Genomic DNA, 17,138 nt, shown 5'->3' with positions numbered 1-17,138 from the left:
GGTTTCCTTTGCCCTTTGCGCAGCGTTATCCCATGGAATCGCTGCCTGCCGTCCGCTCGCCGCTGGACGATTCTGCCTGCCACTATATATGCGGGAGGCCGGCTCCCTGACTCAAAAAGCCGGCCAAAGAAAGGAAATCCCATGGCAGAACTGGCCCCGGGCGCCGTTGCCCCGGACTTCACCCTTCCGCGCGATGGCGGTGGAAGCATTTCCCTCTCGGCGATGCGCGGCCGGCCCGTCGTCCTGTTCTTCTACCCGAAGGATGACACGGAAGCCTGCACGACGGAAGCGAAGGATTTTACCGCCGCAAGGGCGGATTTCGAGGCGGCCGGCGTCGCCCTCGTCGGCCTTTCGCCCGATCCCGTGAAGAAGCACGACAAGTTCGTCAAGAAGCATGAACTCGGCGTTCCGCTCGCCTCGGACGAGAGCCTCCAGACGCTGGAAGCCTATGGGGTCTGGAAGGAAAAGAGCATGTATGGACGCACCTATATGGGCGTGGAGCGCACGACCATACTCGTTGATGCCGAAGGCGTGATCGCCGAGATCTGGCACAAGGTGAAGGTCAAGGGCCATGTCGAGGCCGTACTGGAAGCCGCTAAAAAGCTTTAGATTTTCAAGGCAACAATTTGAAATGACGGAACTTCCCCACATTGAAAGCCTTCGGGGCGGCACCACGGCGGCCATCGTGGCCGCCGACCTCGACCTGAAGACGGCGCTGGCGCAGGAGACGGCGCGCCGCTGGTTCGCCCGCACGCTTTCGATGCGCTCGCCGCTTGACCCGGCCCTGCCGGCGCGGCCGGGCCGACCGGAAAAGCCGGAACTCATTCCACCGAAACACATGGAAAAGCGTTCGTTGCACACGTTGAAGGGCCGCATCGCGCTTCTCCATGCCCTTGCCCATATCGAGCTCAACGCCGTCGACCTCGCGCTCGACATCGTCGCGCGCTTCACCACGGAGCGCGTGCCGCATTCCTTCTTCGACGGCTGGATGCAGGTGGCCTTCGAGGAGGCCAAGCACTTCCGCCTCATCCGTGACCGCCTGCGCGATCTCGGCGCCGACTATGGCGACCTGCCGGCCCATGACGGCCTCTGGCAGGCCGCGCACGACACGCGCAACGACTTGACCGCGCGCCTTGCCGTCGTGCCGCTTATCCTGGAAGCGCGCGGGCTCGATGTGACCCCGACGCTGCAGGCCAAGATGCGCGAGACCGGCGACGATGCCAGCGCCGATATCCTCGACATCATCTACAATGACGAGAAAGGCCACGTCGCGGTGGGCGCCAAATGGTTCCGCTTTCTCTGCGCCCGCGAGAAGAAGGATCCGTCGGCCACCTTCAAGGAACTGGTGCGCACGAATTTTCGCGGGCCGCTGAAGCCACCGTTCAACGATGTGGCCCGCGCCGAGGCAGGGCTGACACCCTCCTTCTATCGCGCGCTCGTTTCCGTCAGTCAAAGCTGATATTCCGGGGGCACGCCACCTCTGGGAAAGGCTTTGTTAACCCTAACAATGTGTAATTCCTCGCACGAGACCTTAAAGAATCGGTCGGGGAGAAAATGGTGGCGGAGCGTCCTGAAAACCGCATCTTCGGAAAACGCGCGCAGCAGCATGTCGTGATCCTTGCGAGCGGCGACCGGATCCGTCACATGACCATCCGCCCCTGGATGGCCGCTGTCACCTTCTGCTTTGCCGGCATGTTCACCGTCGGCTATCTCGCCGCCACGTCCTATCTCGTGCTGCGCGACGACCTGATCGGCGCCACCATGGCGCGCCAGGCCCGCATGCAGCACGACTACGAGGACCGCATCTCTGCGCTGCGCGCCCAGGTCGATCGCGTCACCAGCCGCCAGCTGCTCGATCAGCAGGTCGTCGAGGAAAAGGTCGAGAAGCTGATGCAGCAGCAGCTCGCTCTCTCCACGCGTCACGGCAAGCTCGACGCACTCCTGAACCGCACAGACAATGCCGGCACGGCGGCAACCGACACCGCCCCCCTCACCGGCGAGACGCCGGTCGTGGACGGGCGGCGGGCCGATGCGGCAGGCGCCGTCAACGCCGTCATGGGCATGACCGGCGCATCGCAGAAGACGACGCAGCTCGCCTATGCGGCGACCGGCGAATCAGTGGCCGATCGTGCCGACCGGCTCTTCTCGAAGGTCACGCTTTCGCTGAAGGACCTCGAACATGACCAGATCAGCCGCATCCAGTCTTTGACGACAGGCGCCTCGCAGACTGCGGATGCCATCCAGACCATCGTGCGCCGCACCGGCCTGGATGTCACCGAGGAGGCAACCGGGGGCGATTCGGAAACGGCGATCGGCGGCCCGTTCGTCGAGCCGGTGGACGTCACCGATCCGTTCGAGGCCTCGATCAACGATCTCGACACGGCGCTGGATCGCCTCGATACCGCGCGCCGTAGCGTGCGGAAATTGCCTTTCGGCAACCCCTCGCCCGCCAGCAGCATCACAAGCCGTTTCGGCAACCGCACCGACCCGTTCCTCGGCCGTCTCGCGCTGCATGCTGGCATCGATTTTCGCGCAGGCACGGGCACGGAAATCGGCGCAACCGGCGCGGGCACGGTCGTTGTCGCCGGGCGCAACGGTGGTTATGGCAACATGGTTGAAATCGATCACGGCAACGGCCTGAAGACGCGCTACGCCCACCTGTCCCGCGTTCTTGTCAAGATCGGCGACCACGTTGAAGCCTCCGCGCCCATCGGGCTTTCCGGCTCGACCGGCCGCTCCACCGGCCCGCATCTGCACTATGAGGTGCGCCGCGACGGCAAGGCGCTCGACCCGATGCGTTTCCTCACCGCCGGCATGAAGCTGACGACTTATATGGATTGACGTTACGCGAGACGAAGCGGCTCCGCATGGCAAAAATATCGGCCATGGGCTTCAAATCGCTCGCCGATTTACCAAATTCGCTGAATTCCTTGACTTTCCGGCACTTTCGGCATATCTGCGCTGCATCCTCGCGGCGATAGGGCCGCTGAACCCATTGCGTTCGCAAGAACCGGAACGGAAACTGTTTTCCCTTTGACCACTTTTGCTGATCTTGGCCTGAGCCCGAAAGTCCTGTCCGCCGTCACCGATGCCGGGTACACGATCCCGACCCCGATCCAGGCTGGCGCCATTCCGCCGGCCCTCGCGCGGCGCGACATTCTCGGCATTGCCCAGACGGGCACCGGCAAGACCGCCTCCTTCGTTCTGCCGATGCTGACGCTTCTGGAAAAAGGCCGCGCCCGCGCCCGCATGCCGCGCACGCTCATCCTGGAGCCGACACGCGAGCTTGCCGCCCAGGTTGCAGAGAACTTCGAGAAGTACGGCAAGAACCACAAGCTGAATGTCGCCCTCCTCATCGGCGGTGTTTCCTTCGACGAGCAGGATCGCAAGCTGGAGCGCGGCGCCGACGTGCTGATCTGCACCCCCGGCCGCCTGCTCGACCATTGCGAGCGCGGCAAGCTGCTGATGACCGGCGTCGAGATCCTCGTCATCGACGAAGCCGACCGCATGCTCGACATGGGCTTCATCCCCGACATCGAGCGCATCGCCAAACTGATCCCCTTCACCCGCCAGACGCTGTTCTTCTCGGCCACCATGCCGCCGGAAATCCAGAAATTGGCCGACCGCTTCCTGCAGAACCCGGAGCGTGTCGAGGTGGCCCCGCCGTCTTCCACGGCCAAGACCGTGACGCAGCGGCTCGTTGCCACCCACAGCAAGGATTATGAGAAGCGCGCGACGTTGCGCGATCTCATCCGCGCCCAGCAGGATCTCAAGAACGCGATCATCTTCTGCAACCGCAAGGTCGATGTGGCGGATCTCTTCCGTTCGCTCGATCGCCACGGCTTCTCCGTCGGCGCGCTGCACGGCGATATGGACCAGCGTTCGCGCATGACCATGCTTGCGAATTTCAAGGACGGCAACATCAAGCTGCTCGTCGCCTCCGATGTCGCCGCGCGCGGCCTCGATATTCCGGACGTGAGCCACGTCTTCAACTTCGACGTTCCGATCCATGCCGAGGACTATGTCCATCGCATCGGCCGCACCGGCCGTGCCGGCCGCTCGGGCGCCGCCTTCACTTTGGTCTCAAGGCGCGACACCAAGTTCGTCGACGCCATCGAAAAGCTGATCGACCAGAAGGTCGAGTGGCTGAGCGGCAATCTGGAAGAGCTGCCGCAACAGGTCGAAAGCGAGGAACGTCCTCGCAACGGCCGTGAACGCGGCGGTCGTGATCGCGACCGCTCCCGTGGCCGCAAGGGGGAAACCCGTTCGGCCGAGCCCCGTATCGAGACCAGCGAGACTGAAGAGAAGGTGGAAGCCGTGAAAGCTGAACGCAAGGCGGAAGGGCGGCCGCAGAATCCCGCTCGCAATCCGCGTGCCGCAAACCATAGTGCGCCGCGTCCGGCCAATGACGACAGCCGCGATCGCCGCAACCGCTACCGTCGCGACGAGGATGACGGCCCGACGCCGCTCGGCTTCGGCGACGAGGTTCCGGCCTTCATGCTGATCGCCGGCAAGGCCTGATCTTCCAGAATGTCCATTCCAGGCATCGATGTGCCAGGCCTCGGTTGCGGCCTGGCCATTTTGCGTGAGGGCAAGCTCCTGCTCTACCGGCGCCTGCGTGCGCCGGAAGCCGGCGCGTGGAACATCGTCGGCGGCAAGGTCGATCACATGGAACGCGCGCTCGATTCCGCCCGCCGCGAGGCGGAGGAGGAATCGGGGCTGACGATCGGCGCCGTCGATTTTCTCTGTGTTTCCGAACAGATCATCGTCGAGGAACGCCAGCACTGGCTGTCGCTTATCTATGTGACCGAGGACTTTTCCGGCGAGCCGCGCGTCATGGAGCCGGAAAAGCTGCCGGAATTCGGCTGGTTCGCTCTCGACGCCCTGCCCGAGCCGCTGTCGCGCTTCGCCAGAGATGCGGTGGCCGCGCTCCGCCGCTAACGGGTTTTGCCTGCCGGAGACCGGCCCGGATCAGAACCGGGCCGTCGCGCCGATGATGAAGGTACGGCCGCGGCCGTTCTTGACGCCGCCATAATTGTCCATCAGGCCGGAATTCGCCTTCATATAGGTCGTGTCGAAGACGTTCTCGACATTGAAGAAGACTTTTGCATTCTCGTTGATCTGCCAGGAAGCGTGCGCGTCGAACAGCGTATAGGCGTCGACGTCGAAAGCCCTGTCCTGATTGATATAGGCCTGGCTGCTCTTGCCGACATAGCGCATCCGGCCGCCGACCGTGAGCGTTTCCTCCAGGAAGCGCATGCCGGCATCGATCGTCAGGAAATCGTCCGGCAGCCGTCCCGTATCGCTGCCGACGCCGGCGGCGGAGCCTTCCGGCTGGTTGGTGTCGGCAAGCGTCAGCGAGAAACCGGCATAGTAGCGGCCGGCATCGTAGCCGCCCTCCACTTCCAGCCCTTTCATCACGGTCGTGCCATCCACATTGACCCAGCGCGCCGCGCCGTCCGTATCGATGGCATAGGTGATGTAGTCGCGGACGCGGTTGTGGAAATAGCCGATCTTCAGCCAGGCGGAATCGCCGGGTGTCAGAAGGTCATCCGTCGTCATGTTGACGCCGAGCTCCCAGCCTCTGCTCTTTTCGGGCAGGAGGTTCGGGTTGTTGTTGACCGGGTCGGAAGAGCCGTCGAAGCTATGGCCACCGGGATAGAACATCTCGGCCGCCGTCGGCGGGCGGGCGGTGTGGGCGTAGGTCACGTAGGGCTGCAGCCATTCGAGCGGGCGGGCCGAAAGGGTGATCTTCGGGTTGAGGTCGCCGCCATCGCGCGACAACGTGTCCATCGGGCACGGATCGCCGCCGGCAGCACAGCCGTTCGTGCCCGGCGCGTCGTAGCCGCTGATGCCTTCGAGAGACCAGTAATCGTAGCGCAAGCCTCCGGTCAGGTCGAAGATACCGTGGGAGATCGTCGCCTCGCTGAAAACGCCCGCCTTCACCAGCGTTCCGTCCGGATTGGCGCCGCGCTTGGCGTTGCCCTCGTAGCGGTCGCGGCTGTAGGCGCCGCCATAGGTGAGCTTCAGCTCCGTTTCCTCGCCAAGGTCGAAGCGCATGCGGTTGGAGATGTCGAAGCCGGTCGTCGTGTTGGTGCCCTTGCGGCCGTCGAAGGTGCTGACATTGCCGTTGGTGCCGTCGAATTCGAGATCGGTGATGTTGAGATAGGCGTTGATCGAGAGGTCGATCAGGTCGCTGCCGGGCTGGTAGCGGTATTTCGCCGTATAGGTCTGGTTCTCGACGATCCAGTTGTAGCCGGAGCTGCCCGGCAGGAACTCGTTGCCGTACCAGACGCCGCCGAGCGACAGCGTGTGATCGGAATTCGGCGACAGGTTGACCTTGAAGAGGCCCGACTTCGGATGCTGGTCGCCGGCATTCGGGTAGAGGATGCCCGAGCCGTTCTCGTAAGGGCTCTTCTTCGTGTCGCTGAGTGCGCCGACGATACCGATTTCGCCCTCGCCCATCCCGGTGCGTACGGCGCCGCTGACAAGGCGCGAATAATCGAAGCCGTTGGTGCCGGCGCGCACCGAAGTCATCACACCATAGTCCTTGCCGGGCAGCAGCACGTCGTCGACGTCGAGCGTGCGGAAATTGGCGGCGCCCGCCAGCGTACCCATGCCCTCGGCGCCCGAGACCGCGCCGCGCGTCACGTCGACGCCGACCAGCATGTTCTGTTCGACATAGAGCAGGCTATCGAAGGTACCGCCGTGACCGGAGAGGTTGCTGAAGGTCTGCGGCACGCCGTCGATCATGCTGTTGACACGGCCCATGCCCTGCATGCCGCGGATGTTGACGGTGATACCCGGCTGGTCCGCCGGTTCGCGCGTGAACGTTCCCGGTGCCGAGCGCAGGACCTGCATCACGTCGCCGGCATAACGATCCTGGATCTTCTCGCGGTCGGCGGTCGAGACACCGGCCGGAACATCGACGATGCCGTCGCCGTCATTGTCGCCTTCCACATTGATCTGCTCGAGGTCCGTCGCTGTCGCGTCCTGCGCGGCTGCGGGATTGGCGGCTGCCAGCAGCGCAAGCGCCATGGCCGTGCCCGCAAGAAGCGCCGACGCGTGGAAACGAACCTTTTTCATGGAGACCTCACCGCACACTGCCCGCGCAATTTTGACGCGCGGACAGACCGGTAATGGACAACATGACAATGTAAGTCAAGTTTGAATGCCGCGTTTCCCGGCCTGCCGTTATTTCGCGCGCAGTGCCGCCTCATAGGCCCGGCGAACCCAGAGCGCCATGAGGTCGGGATCGTCGAAGGCCGCGTCGGGAACGGACCAGTAAGGCATCTTCACCGGCTTGCCGCTCTTGCCGTCGTAGAACCATTGGCGGCAGCCGGCCGCCGCGAAATCCGGCGCACTGATTTCGTCGGCCTTGAGCAGGATCTCGTCGTAGACCTCCAGCGCCAGGATGCGGCCCTGGTGGTAGATGCCCTTGCCACCGAACATGCGCTTGATCGTCACCGGTCCCAGCACCTGGAACATTTCCTCGATTGCGTCCCGATCCATGCCCTACCCCTTCAGGACCCCGCCGGCGGCCAGCACCGCCTCCGGCGTGTCGACATCGATATGTGCCGCCGCGCCGATCTCCACATCGATGACATCGAGCCCGGCGCTCTCGACGATATGGCGCGCGCCGACATCGCCTTCAAGCTGCAGCATTGCGGCAAAGGTGGTGCGCGGCAGCACAACGGGATTGCCGCGCTTTCCGCCGGAGACCGCCCGCACGACGGCATGACCACCGGCCGCGGCAAAGGCGTCGAGCAGCCGTCGCACGTCCTCACCGGTGACATGCGGCATGTCCGCCAGCATGACGATGAGACCGTCGCAGCCCGGGCCGAGGGCGGCGACACCCGCGCGAAGCGATGTCGACATGCCCTGCGCATGATCGGGATTGCGCACGAGATCGACCTTAAGGCCGGAAAGCTCCGCCTCCACCTCCTCCGCCCGGTGCCCCGTCACCACCAGCACGCGCGCCGGCCGCGCGGCCAGCGCCGCCTCCGTCGAGCGGCGGACGAGCGCCTTGCCGTCGAAGGCGGCGAGCAGCTTGTGGCTACCGTTCATGCGGCTGGCGCGGCCGGCGGCGAGCACCAGTGCTGCAACGCAGAGCGGCCGCTCCGCTGTGCGGACATCGCGCGGCTGCGGCCGGCTCGGAATTTCGGCGAGCAGGCCGCCGACGCCCATGCCGGTGATCTCCATGGGACCGGGCGTCTCGCCAGCGAGGATGCGGGCGAGGATCCAGTCGAAACCGTTTTCCTTGGGGCTGCGCGCGCAGCCGGGTGCGCCGATGACCGGCACCGCGCCCAAGCGGCCGAGGACCAGAAGGTTGCCGGGATCGACCGGCATGCCGACATGCTCGACCACGCCGCCGGCAGCCCGAATGGCCGCGGGGATGACGTCATTGCCGTCGGTGACGGCAGAAGCGCCGAAGACCAGCACGAGGTCGTTGTCTGCCGCAGCCGTGCGGATCGCCTCGGCGACGCCGGCCGCCTTGTGCGGCACCCGCGCCTCGCCGGTCAGGCGGCTGCCGGAGGGATGGAGGCGCTGTTCGAGCAGCCGGCGCGTCTTGTCCATCACGGAGGGCTTCAGCGTCGGCAATTCCGTCGCGACCAGGGCGACGCGGCGGGGTGCGAACGGCTTGACCTCCAGCGCCCGGCTGGAGGCCATCACCGCCGCCGCCTTTCGCGCAAGGTCTCCGGCCACCGCCAGCGGAATGATCTTGATCGTCGCCACCATGTCGCCGGCCGCCACGCTGGCATGGTCCGGCAGCGTGGCGATGGTGATAGCCGGATCGACCCGGTTGAACCGGTCGATGGCAGCCCGGTCGGCGACAAAGAGCCCGTTGGCCGTGGCATGGAGGTTGATGCGCCCGGTTGTGGGCGGGCTGAAAGTCAGGTGATCCGGCGGGATCGCCCCGGCGACCAGCGCGGCCGCCGCGTCCTCGTCGAGGTCGCCGGCTTCGAGGCGCACGGCGATGACGGTCGCGACGCCGGCGGCCAGCAGCCCGTCGCAGTCCGCCTGCGTCATCCCATGCCCCTTGTGCAGCGACAGGCCCTCGACGCGCACGCCATGCGCCAGCCGCGCACCCACGGCCTCGGAAACCGGAACCTCCCCGAAGATCATGGGCGAGCCTCGGCGAGCGGCCGGCGGCGCAGGTGTGCCACGATGTCGGCCAGGATGGCGACGGCGATCTCCGCCGGGCTGGCGGCGCCGATGTCGAGGCCGATAGGCGCCGAGATGCGGGCGATCTCCGCCTCGCCATGCCCCAGCGCCGTCAGGCGCTCCACGCGCTTGGCATGGGTCTTCCGGCTGCCGAGCGCGCCGACATAGAAACAGCCGGTGGACAGCGCCTGCGACAGCGGGAAGTCATCGATCTTCGGATCGTGCGTGACGGCGACGAGGGCAGTGTAGGCATCCAGCGGACGGGCCGCCAAAACATCCTCGGGCCAATCGGCGACAAGGTCGATGCCGGCAAAACGCGCCTCCGTCGCAAAGGCGGTGCGCGGGTCGATGATGGTGATGTCGAAACCGGCGACACCGGCCATCTGCGCCAGCGCCTGGCTGATATGGACCGCACCGATGGCGACGATACGGGCGGGCGGCAGATGGACGTTGAGAAAGAATTTTCGGTCCTCGACCTCCACCAAAACGGACCGGCCGGAACGGAAAGCACCCGTGACCGCCTCGCCGAGCGGACCGGCGACCGGATCGCCCTCGCGAATCACCCGGTCGCGGCCGTCGCCGAGATCGGTGAGGTGGATGACGGCGCGACGGGCGGCACGTTCCATGTTCAGCTTGCGCAGGAGATAGGGGTCCATCAGCCGACGCGCTCCACATAGACCCGGATGCGCCCGCCGCAGGACAGGCCGACACGCCAGGCGGTCTCGTCGGCGACGCCGAATTCCAGGAGCCGCGGCTCGCCGTCCGCAATCACCTCCATCGCCTCGCCGATGACGGCGCCCTCGACGCAGCCGCCGGAGACCGAGCCGTGAAAATTGCCCTCGCCGTCGATCACCAGATGGCTGCCGACCGGGCGCGGCGCCGAACCCCAGGTCTCGATGACGGTGGCGAGCGCCACCATGCGCCCGTCGTCCATCCAGCGTTCCGCGATGGCCAGCGGATCGAGCACGTCGTTGGTCTCCATTTTCCCCTCCTCATGCCGCCGGCAGGAAACGCCGCGGATCGCCGGTGCCGCGCGGCGCCTCGCCGGAAAGCGCCGCCACCAGGTCGGCCATGGCCTCCAGATTGTGCACCGGCCGCAATTCGTCGACATGCGGCAGCATCGCCCGCACCCCGCGCGCCCGCGCCTCGAAACCCTCGAAGCGCAGGAGCGGATTGAGCCAGACGAGCCGCCGGCAGGAGCGGTGCAGCCGGTCCATCTCCCTTTCCAGGAGGTCGATGCCCTCACGCTCCAGCCCGTCGGTGATAAGCAACACGACCGCGCCCTGCCCCAGCACGCGCCGCGACCAGAGCCGGTTGAATTCCTTCAGCGTCTCGCCGATGCGCGTGCCGCCGGACCAGTCGCTGACCGACTGGCTGCACGCCTCCACCGCGACATCGGGATCGCGGTGCCGCATCTGGCGCGTGACATTGCTGAGCCGCGTGCCGAACAGGAAGGCATGCAAGCGGTGGCGGTGCTCGCTCAGCGCATGCAGGAAATGCAGGAAGATGCGTGTGTACTGGCTCATCGAGCCGGAAATGTCGGCCAGCACCACGAGCGGCGGATGCACCGTCTTCGGCTTCCGGTGGCGCGGCAGGATCAGCGCGCCGCCGGTGCGCATGGCGTGGCGCATCGTGGCGCGCGCATCGATCGCCACCGGCCGGGTAGACCGGCGAAAACGGCGCGTACGCACCTCGTCGAGAGGCAGCACGAGGTTCGCGATGGCACGCTTGGCGGCGGCAAGCTCCACCGCGGACATCTGCGCGAAATCCGTCTTGCGCAGCACCTCGTTGCCGGAGGCCGTGAACCGGGCGTCGATCTCGATATCCGGCTCGTCGCGCAGGCGCCGCTCGTCCTGCCGGCCACCGAACAGCGCATCGGAGACGCGCGTCTCGCCCGCCTTGCGTTTTTCGCGCTCTTCCTCGCGCCGCACCACCGGCGACATCAGCGCGATCATCTTGCCGACGAGATCGCGCGAGCGCCAGAACAGCCGGAACGCCTCGTCGAACACCGCGTCGTCCTCATGCCGCTTGACCAGCGTCGCGTGCAGCGCCGTATAGAACTCTTCGCGCTCGCCAATGCCGATCGCCTGCACCGCCTCGATGGCATCCGTCACCGCCGCCGGCCCGATGCGCAGGCCCGCCTTGCGCAGAACACGGGCGAAGAACACGATATTGTCGGCAAGCCGCCCATCGAAGGCGTTGCCCGGCAGGCTGTTGTCCGCCGCCACCATCGCTCAGTTCGCCGCCGCCAGATCGGCCCTTACGCCGTCCAGCAGCCTGCGCCCCTCCGCGCCCTCGATGCGGGCGATATCGTCCTGGTATTTGAGCAGGGTCCCGAGCGTGTCGGACACGGTTTCCGGGTCGAGCGCGACACGGTCGAGCTCGGTAAGCGCCGTCGCCCAGTCGATCGTTTCGGCGACGCCCGGATTCTTGAAGAGATCGAGCCCGCGCAGCTTCTGCACATAGGCGACGACCTCGCGCGAAAGCGCCGCGTTGCAGCCCGGCACCTTGCGACGGATGATCTCCAGCTCCTGCACGGCGGCGGGATAATCGACCCAGTGGTAGAGACAGCGGCGCTTCAGCGCGTCGTGCACCTCGCGGGTGCGGTTCGTCGTGATGATGACGATGGGCGGCTCTGCGGCGCGGATGGTGCCGAGCTCGGGCACCGTCACCTGAAAATCGGACAGCACTTCGAGCAGGAAGGCCTCGAAGGCCTCGTCTGTGCGGTCCAGCTCGTCGATCAGGAAGACCGGCGCCCGGCCATCCGGCGCGGACAGCGCCTGCAGGACAGGCCGGCGGATGAGATAGCGCCCGGAGAAGATATCGGCCTCGATGCGGCCGCGATCCGTGGTGCCGGCGGCTTCGGCAAGGCGGATCTCCAGCATCTGCGCCGGATAGTTCCACTCGTAGACCGCCGAGGAAATGTCGAGACCCTCGTAGCATTGCAGGCGGATCAGCGGGCGGTCAAGCGCGGCCGCGAGCACCTTGGCGATCTCGGTCTTGCCGACGCCGGCCTCGCCCTCCAGGAAGAGCGGTCGCTTCATGCGCAGCGCGAGAAACAGCACGGTTGCCAGCGACCGGCCGGCGAGATAGTTGCCCGTCGCCAGCATGTCCAGGGTTTCGTCGATGGATTGCGGTATGTTTCCGCGCTGATAGGCCACGCCATTCCTCCGTCTGGAAGAACGAACTTATAGCGTGTGGTAGCCCCGGTCCATATAGAGAAGGGCCTGTCCGGGCTCCCCGAAGGAGACGCCCATCACCTCGCCGATCAGCACCATATGCGTCGCCATGACCTTGAGCTCGACGAGCCGGCAATCGAAGGCGGCCAGCGCATCCTTCAGAACGGGCGCACCGGTCACCAGATCCTGCCAGTTGCCCATGGCGAAGCGCTGCTCGGATGTCAGCGACGGATCCCGACCGGAAAAAGCGTTGGCAAGATCGACCTGACCGGCCGAGAGCGTGTTGAGCGCAAAATTGCCGCTCTTCGAAAAGATCGCGTTCTTCGGATTGGACGCGTTGACGCAGGCGAGCACCATGGCCGGACTGTCCGACACCGAGCAGGCGGCGGTGATCGTCACCCCGCGCTTTTCGCCCGCATGTGCCGTCGTCACGATCTGCACATGGCCGGCATAGCGGCTCATCGCATCACGGTAGAGCGACGGGTCCAGCATCAATCTGTCCAACACGGCATTCTCCTTCACCACAGGTGATACATGGCGAAAGTGAAGAAAAATGTAAGCCCCGTTCTCGAATTTTCCTGTCCCGTCAGAGACAAGGCCGCTCCCTGCATCGATATTTCTCTTTGACGCTGCCGGCCCGTTCCTTACAAAGAGCGTCATCGTGATCGATGGATTGAGAATGAGAGCCGCTTTCCTAGCCTGCCTGCTCGGCGCCTCGGTGCTTGCCGCCTCTCCCGCGGCAGCGGCAGGCCTCACCTTTGCCGTGGTCGCGCCGACGGAAGGACCGCTCGCCATTCTCGGCCAGCAGGTACGCGACGGCGCCCGCTTCGCCGCACAGGCGAACGGCGACACGGTGGTGGATATTCCCGAGGCCTGCGACGAGAGCGACGGCGCGGCGATCGGCAAGGCGATCCTTGCGGCAGACGCTGTCGCCGCTGTCGGCTTTCTTTGCACGGAGGGGCTTGCAGCCGCCCTGCCCGCCCTTGCCGAGGCGAAGGTGCCGGCAATCACGCTTTCCGTGCGCTCGGGCATCCTCATGGAGGATGCGCTGAAGAAGAAATGGCCGCTCTTCCGCCTCGCCCCGGGGCCGAAGGCGGAGGCAGACAAGGCGGTGGAGGTCATCGTCAGGGATTGGAAGGCCGAGCCGTTCGCGCTGATCGATGACGGCACGATCCATGCCCGCGAACTGGTCGAGACGATCCGGCTGCGGCTGGAGGAGGTCGGCATGAAGGCCGCCTTCGTCGATACCTACCGCCCGGCACAGGAACAGCAGCTCACCCTCGTTCGTCGCCTCGCCCAGACGGGGGTCACCCGCGTCTTCGTCGGCGGCGACCGGACGGATACCGCGGTAATCGCGCGTGATGCCAGGGCGGAAAAGGTGGCGCTGACGCTTATCGGCGGCGAAGCCCTTCTGGGCGCCGATCCGCTCGTGCCGATGACCGATGGCGTCGAGGCAATCGCGCTGCCGGATTACCAAGCCTTGCCGGAAGGCGAAGCCATCGCGGCGGCGATGAAGGAAAAGAACATTTTTGCGGAAGGCTACGTGCTGCCGGCCCATGCCGCCGTCACCGTCCTTGCGACGGCAGCGAGCCGGGGGGGTGATCTGGCAACGGCGCTTTCCGGCGAGCCTTTCCCCACGGCGCTCGGCACGGTCGCCTTCGGCGCCGACCATGAACTGCGCGAAAATCCCTATCGCCTGCTCGTCTGGCACGCCGGCGCCTTCGTGCCGGCCGAGGCGGCGCCGGAGAGCGAATGATGCGGCCCGGCCCGAACAACCGTTTGACGGACGTCGCCGGGCTCGCGGTCGGCAACGCCACGGATCATCGCCTTCGTTCCGGCGTCACCGTCGTCCTCTGCACCGAACCGGCGACGGCTGCCGTGCAGGTGCTGGGCGGCGCGCCGGGCACGCGCGAGACGGATCTCCTCGAGCCGCACAACACCGTCGAGACCGTCGACGCGCTGGTCCTGTCCGGCGGCTCGGCCTTCGGGCTCGATGCGGCATCGGGCGTTCAGGCCGGCCTTCGCGAAATGGGGCGCGGCTTTGCCGTCGGCCCCCACCGCGTGCCGATCGTCCCGGCCGCCATCCTCTTCGACCTGATGAACGGCGGCGACAAGGATTGGGGGCGCTACCCGCCCTATCGCGAACTCGGTTATGCGGCGCTTGCCGGGGCGGGAGCGGATTTTGCCACCGGTAGCGTCGGTGCCGGCACCGGCGCGCTGACGGCAACCGACAAGGGCGGGCTCGGCACCGCCTCCAGTGTGGTCGAGGGCGGCTTCACGATCGGCGCGCTCGTGGCGGTCAATGCGCTCGGCTCCGCCACCGTCGGCGATACGCGGCATTTCTGGGCAGCGCCCTTCGAGGAGGCGAACGAATTCGGCGGTCTCGGCCTGCCCTTCCCCTTCCCGCCCGAAGCCCGCACGCCGCGCACGAAGCTGTCCCGGCGGCCGACCGGCACCGAGAACACGACGATCGCCGTCATCGCCACCGATGCGATCCTTACCAAGGCCGAGGCGAAGCGGCTGGCGATTGCCGCGCATGACGGTTTTGCCCGCGCCCTCTGGCCGGCCCATACGCCGCTCGACGGCGACCTCGTCTTCGCGCTTGCGACCGGCGGGAGCGGCCGCCGGCCGGCACCGGAGGACTTCATCACGCTCTGCGCCGCCGCTGCCGCCACCATGGCGCGCGCCATCGCCCGCGGCGTGCACGATGCGACGCCGATGCCCGGCGACGCGCTGCCAAGCTGGGCCCTGCGGTAATTCAACCGTTGTTCGCCCCTGCGGGGAGTGGTATGGCGACGCCAAAATTCCTTGCTCACGGAGCCTGACATGACCCTTCCCATCCGGATCGCGCCCTCCATCCTCGCCGCCGACTATGCGAAACTCGGCCAGGAAGTGCGCGACGTCGTTGCGGCCGGGGCGGACTGGATCCACCTCGACATCATGGACGGCCATTTCGTGCCGAACATCTCCTTCGGCCCCGACGTCATCAAGGCGCTGCGCCCGCACACCGACGCCTTCTTCGACTGCCACCTGATGATCGCACCCGCCGACCCCTATCTGGAAGCCTTCGCGAAGGCCGGCTGCGACGGCATCACCGTGCATGCCGAGGCCGGTCCCCATCTCGACCGCTCGCTGCAGGCGATCCGCGCGCTCGGCAAGCGTGCGGGCGTTTCGATCAATCCGGCCACATCGGAAAGCGTGCTGGACTACCTGCTCGACAAGATCGACCTCATCCTCGTGATGACGGTCAATCCCGGATTCGGCGGCCAGAAGTTCATTCCCGCCATGCAGGAAAAGCTGCGCCGCGTGCGGAAAATGGTTGGCGACCGGCCGATCGACATCCAGGTCGACGGCGGCATTGCGGTCGATACGATCGCAATGCCGGCCGCTGCCGGCGCCAATGTCTTCGTCGCGGGCTCGGCCATCTTCAGCGGCGGTCATGTTGACGCCTATCGCAAAACCATCGACACTTTGCGCGGCAATGCGGAGGGAGCGCGGGCGTGACGATTTTCCGGAAAGCGGCAGGCGCGCTTGCAGCCTGCCTGCTGGCAGCGACGGCGGCCACCGCCGGCGACTTCTCGACCTTCCAGTCGCTCGGCTTTTCGCCTGACGGCAAAGTCTACGCCTTCGAGGAATTCGGCGTCCAGGACGGCTCCGGCTTTCCCTATTCCAACGTCTATTTCATCGACACGGCGAAGGACGCCTATCTCTCGGGCACACCGATCCGCGTGCGCATCGACGACGAGGCGGCCGACATCGCCACGGTGCGCGCGCAAAGCCGCGACAAGGCCAAGGCCCTGATCGAGACGCACAAGGTGCTCTCCAATCCCGGCGTTCTGGCCGCCTTCAACCCGATGGGGGAAGTCGGCGCCGACCGCAACCGTATCGAATATCTGCAATATGCGGTCGAACCGACGCCGGGCGGCAGTTTCGCCCTTGCGCTGGAGGAAATCCCGCTGGCGCTTTCCGACAAATGCCGCGACATCACGCCGGACGGCGGCAAGGGGTTTCGCCTGAAGCTCGTCAAGCGTGATGGCGAGACGGCCGACACGGTTGTGCACGAGGATACGCGGATACCCGACAGCCGCGCCTGCCCGCTCTCCTACCAGGTTTCCGGCGCGCTCACCTTCAATCCGCTCGATGGCGACCCGGTCCACGTCGCGCTCGTTCTGGTGCGCAGCTTCGGTTTCGAGGGCGCCGACGGCCGCTGGATCGCCGTGCCCTTCCGGCCCTGATCGTGGAGCTGGCCGCGGCGGCACGGGATGACACGGGCGCTGCGAGGCTGAAACCGTCCGCGCCGATCTTCCCGCCGTTGCCGGTCCTTCTCGGCGGCGCCCTTGGCTGGGGCGCCCTGATGGCGGCCGGTGCCTTTGTCTCGCTGACGCTGCAGGGCCGCGCGGAAAACTTCCAGCTTCTGCGCATCCTCGCGATCTATTTCGCGGGAGGCCTTGCCGCTTGGCCCATCGCCCTGCCGGTGGCCCGTGTCCTCACCCGCCACCGGCCGTGCGAAACCCGTTTTGCCGCCCATTTCGCGCTGCTCAGCCTCGGCACCATCGCCGTGACGGCCTTTTTCTTCGCCCTGGACTACCGGCTGTTCTACGCGCAATGGCACCACCCGCCCGGCACGCGCATCTGGCTCTACCAGTTCGTCTTCACCATAGCCGGGGCAGTCTACCAGTTTCTCGTCATGGGCCTCAGCCTCTATCTGCCGGTCGGATTGCCGGTCGTTGCAGGCGCCAGCCTGTGGCTCTCCCGATCCAAACGTTGAGCTTGCCGGCCATCTTTGCTAAAGCG

18 protein-coding genes are annotated in these 17,138 nt (G+C 66.2%); 10 read left to right on the top strand and 8 right to left on the bottom strand.

Going from position 1 to position 17,138, the window contains the following annotated elements; translation table 11 throughout:
- Window positions 1–141: 141 nt before the first annotated feature.
- The 5 genes from K0P03_RS08570 (at window position 142) to K0P03_RS08550 (ending at window position 4,941) form a co-directional block, all read left to right on the top strand.
- A complete protein-coding gene (locus K0P03_RS08570; protein ID WP_024271050.1) occupies window positions 142–609 on the top strand; it encodes a peroxiredoxin in 468 nt (155 codons plus the stop codon).
- Window positions 610–631: 22 nt separating this feature from the next.
- On the top strand, window positions 632–1,459 hold the full coding sequence (locus K0P03_RS08565; RefSeq protein ID WP_050743936.1) for a ferritin-like domain-containing protein: 828 nt from the start codon (window positions 632–634) through the stop codon (window positions 1,457–1,459).
- Window positions 1,460–1,554: 95 nt separating this feature from the next.
- Window positions 1,555–2,841, top strand: coding sequence for a peptidoglycan DD-metalloendopeptidase family protein (locus K0P03_RS08560; protein WP_272789365.1), 1,287 nt, complete (start codon window positions 1,555–1,557; stop codon window positions 2,839–2,841).
- 192 nt (window positions 2,842–3,033) lie between these two features.
- Complete coding sequence (locus K0P03_RS08555) at window positions 3,034–4,521, top strand: DEAD/DEAH box helicase (RefSeq protein WP_023514218.1); 1,488 nt, start codon at window positions 3,034–3,036, stop codon at window positions 4,519–4,521.
- A 9-nt stretch (window positions 4,522–4,530) separates the two neighbouring features.
- A complete protein-coding gene (locus tag K0P03_RS08550) occupies window positions 4,531–4,941 on the top strand; it encodes an NUDIX hydrolase (protein WP_023514217.1) in 411 nt (136 codons plus the stop codon).
- 30 nt (window positions 4,942–4,971) lie between these two features.
- On the opposite strand, the gene K0P03_RS08545 is transcribed toward K0P03_RS08550, so the two are convergent.
- The 8 genes from K0P03_RS08545 to K0P03_RS08510 form a co-directional block, all read right to left on the bottom strand.
- The gene (locus K0P03_RS08545; protein ID WP_272789364.1) at window positions 4,972–7,086 is read right to left on the bottom strand and encodes a TonB-dependent receptor domain-containing protein; all 2,115 of its coding nucleotides are present in this window, start codon (window positions 7,084–7,086) and stop codon (window positions 4,972–4,974) included.
- Between the two features lie 108 nt (window positions 7,087–7,194).
- The gene (locus K0P03_RS08540; RefSeq protein ID WP_272789363.1) at window positions 7,195–7,512 is read right to left on the bottom strand and encodes a TfoX/Sxy family protein; all 318 of its coding nucleotides are present in this window, start codon (window positions 7,510–7,512) and stop codon (window positions 7,195–7,197) included.
- Between the two features lie 3 nt (window positions 7,513–7,515).
- On the bottom strand, window positions 7,516–9,126 hold the full coding sequence (locus K0P03_RS08535; protein WP_272789362.1) for a molybdopterin-binding/glycosyltransferase family 2 protein: 1,611 nt from the start codon (window positions 9,124–9,126) through the stop codon (window positions 7,516–7,518).
- The gene (locus tag K0P03_RS08530; protein WP_272789361.1) at window positions 9,123–9,821 is read right to left on the bottom strand and encodes an XdhC family protein; all 699 of its coding nucleotides are present in this window, start codon (window positions 9,819–9,821) and stop codon (window positions 9,123–9,125) included. Before K0P03_RS08530 ends, K0P03_RS08535 begins: the two co-directional genes overlap by 4 nt.
- Window positions 9,821–10,147 carry an XdhC family protein gene (locus K0P03_RS08525; RefSeq protein WP_023516916.1) on the bottom strand — a complete coding sequence of 109 codons (327 nt, stop codon included), beginning with the start codon at window positions 10,145–10,147 and terminating at the stop codon, window positions 9,821–9,823. The genes K0P03_RS08530 and K0P03_RS08525 overlap by 1 nt, the downstream gene beginning before the upstream one ends.
- Before the next feature lie 10 nt (window positions 10,148–10,157).
- Complete coding sequence (locus K0P03_RS08520; RefSeq protein WP_272789360.1) at window positions 10,158–11,396, bottom strand: vWA domain-containing protein; 1,239 nt, start codon at window positions 11,394–11,396, stop codon at window positions 10,158–10,160.
- A 3-nt stretch (window positions 11,397–11,399) separates the two neighbouring features.
- On the bottom strand, window positions 11,400–12,275 hold the full coding sequence (locus K0P03_RS08515) for an AAA family ATPase (protein ID WP_443020575.1): 876 nt from the start codon (window positions 12,273–12,275) through the stop codon (window positions 11,400–11,402).
- Window positions 12,276–12,353: 78 nt separating this feature from the next.
- Window positions 12,354–12,836 carry a flavin reductase family protein gene (locus K0P03_RS08510; RefSeq protein ID WP_081870678.1) on the bottom strand — a complete coding sequence of 161 codons (483 nt, stop codon included), beginning with the start codon at window positions 12,834–12,836 and terminating at the stop codon, window positions 12,354–12,356.
- 187 nt (window positions 12,837–13,023) lie between these two features.
- Between K0P03_RS08510 and K0P03_RS08505 the strand changes: the two genes are divergently transcribed.
- The 5 genes from K0P03_RS08505 (at window position 13,024) to K0P03_RS08485 (ending at window position 17,112) form a co-directional block, all read left to right on the top strand.
- Entirely contained in the window at window positions 13,024–14,100 is a 1,077-nt protein-coding gene (locus K0P03_RS08505; protein WP_443020538.1) for an ABC transporter substrate-binding protein, read from the top strand.
- Window positions 14,097–15,101: a P1 family peptidase gene (locus tag K0P03_RS08500; RefSeq protein WP_272789358.1), complete on the top strand. Its 1,005-nt coding sequence runs from the start codon at window positions 14,097–14,099 to the stop codon at window positions 15,099–15,101. Before K0P03_RS08505 ends, K0P03_RS08500 begins: the two co-directional genes overlap by 4 nt.
- A gap of 69 nt (window positions 15,102–15,170) precedes the next feature.
- A complete protein-coding gene (gene rpe / locus K0P03_RS08495; protein ID WP_023516398.1) occupies window positions 15,171–15,848 on the top strand; it encodes a ribulose-phosphate 3-epimerase in 678 nt (225 codons plus the stop codon).
- On the top strand, window positions 15,845–16,579 hold the full coding sequence (locus K0P03_RS08490; protein WP_130515995.1) for a DUF2259 domain-containing protein: 735 nt from the start codon (window positions 15,845–15,847) through the stop codon (window positions 16,577–16,579). The genes rpe and K0P03_RS08490 overlap by 4 nt, the downstream gene beginning before the upstream one ends.
- Before the next feature lie 2 nt (window positions 16,580–16,581).
- Window positions 16,582–17,112 (top strand): hypothetical protein, encoded by a 531-nt coding sequence (locus K0P03_RS08485; protein WP_272789357.1) that lies wholly within the window; start codon window positions 16,582–16,584, stop codon window positions 17,110–17,112.
- Window positions 17,113–17,138: the final 26 nt, after the last annotated feature.

The organism is Shinella sp. HY16 (genome assembly GCF_028534175.1).
GTDB lineage: Bacteria > Pseudomonadota > Alphaproteobacteria > Rhizobiales > Rhizobiaceae > Shinella.
Note: the sequence above shows the minus strand (reverse complement) of the source record. Positions and strands in the feature narration are given on the sequence as shown.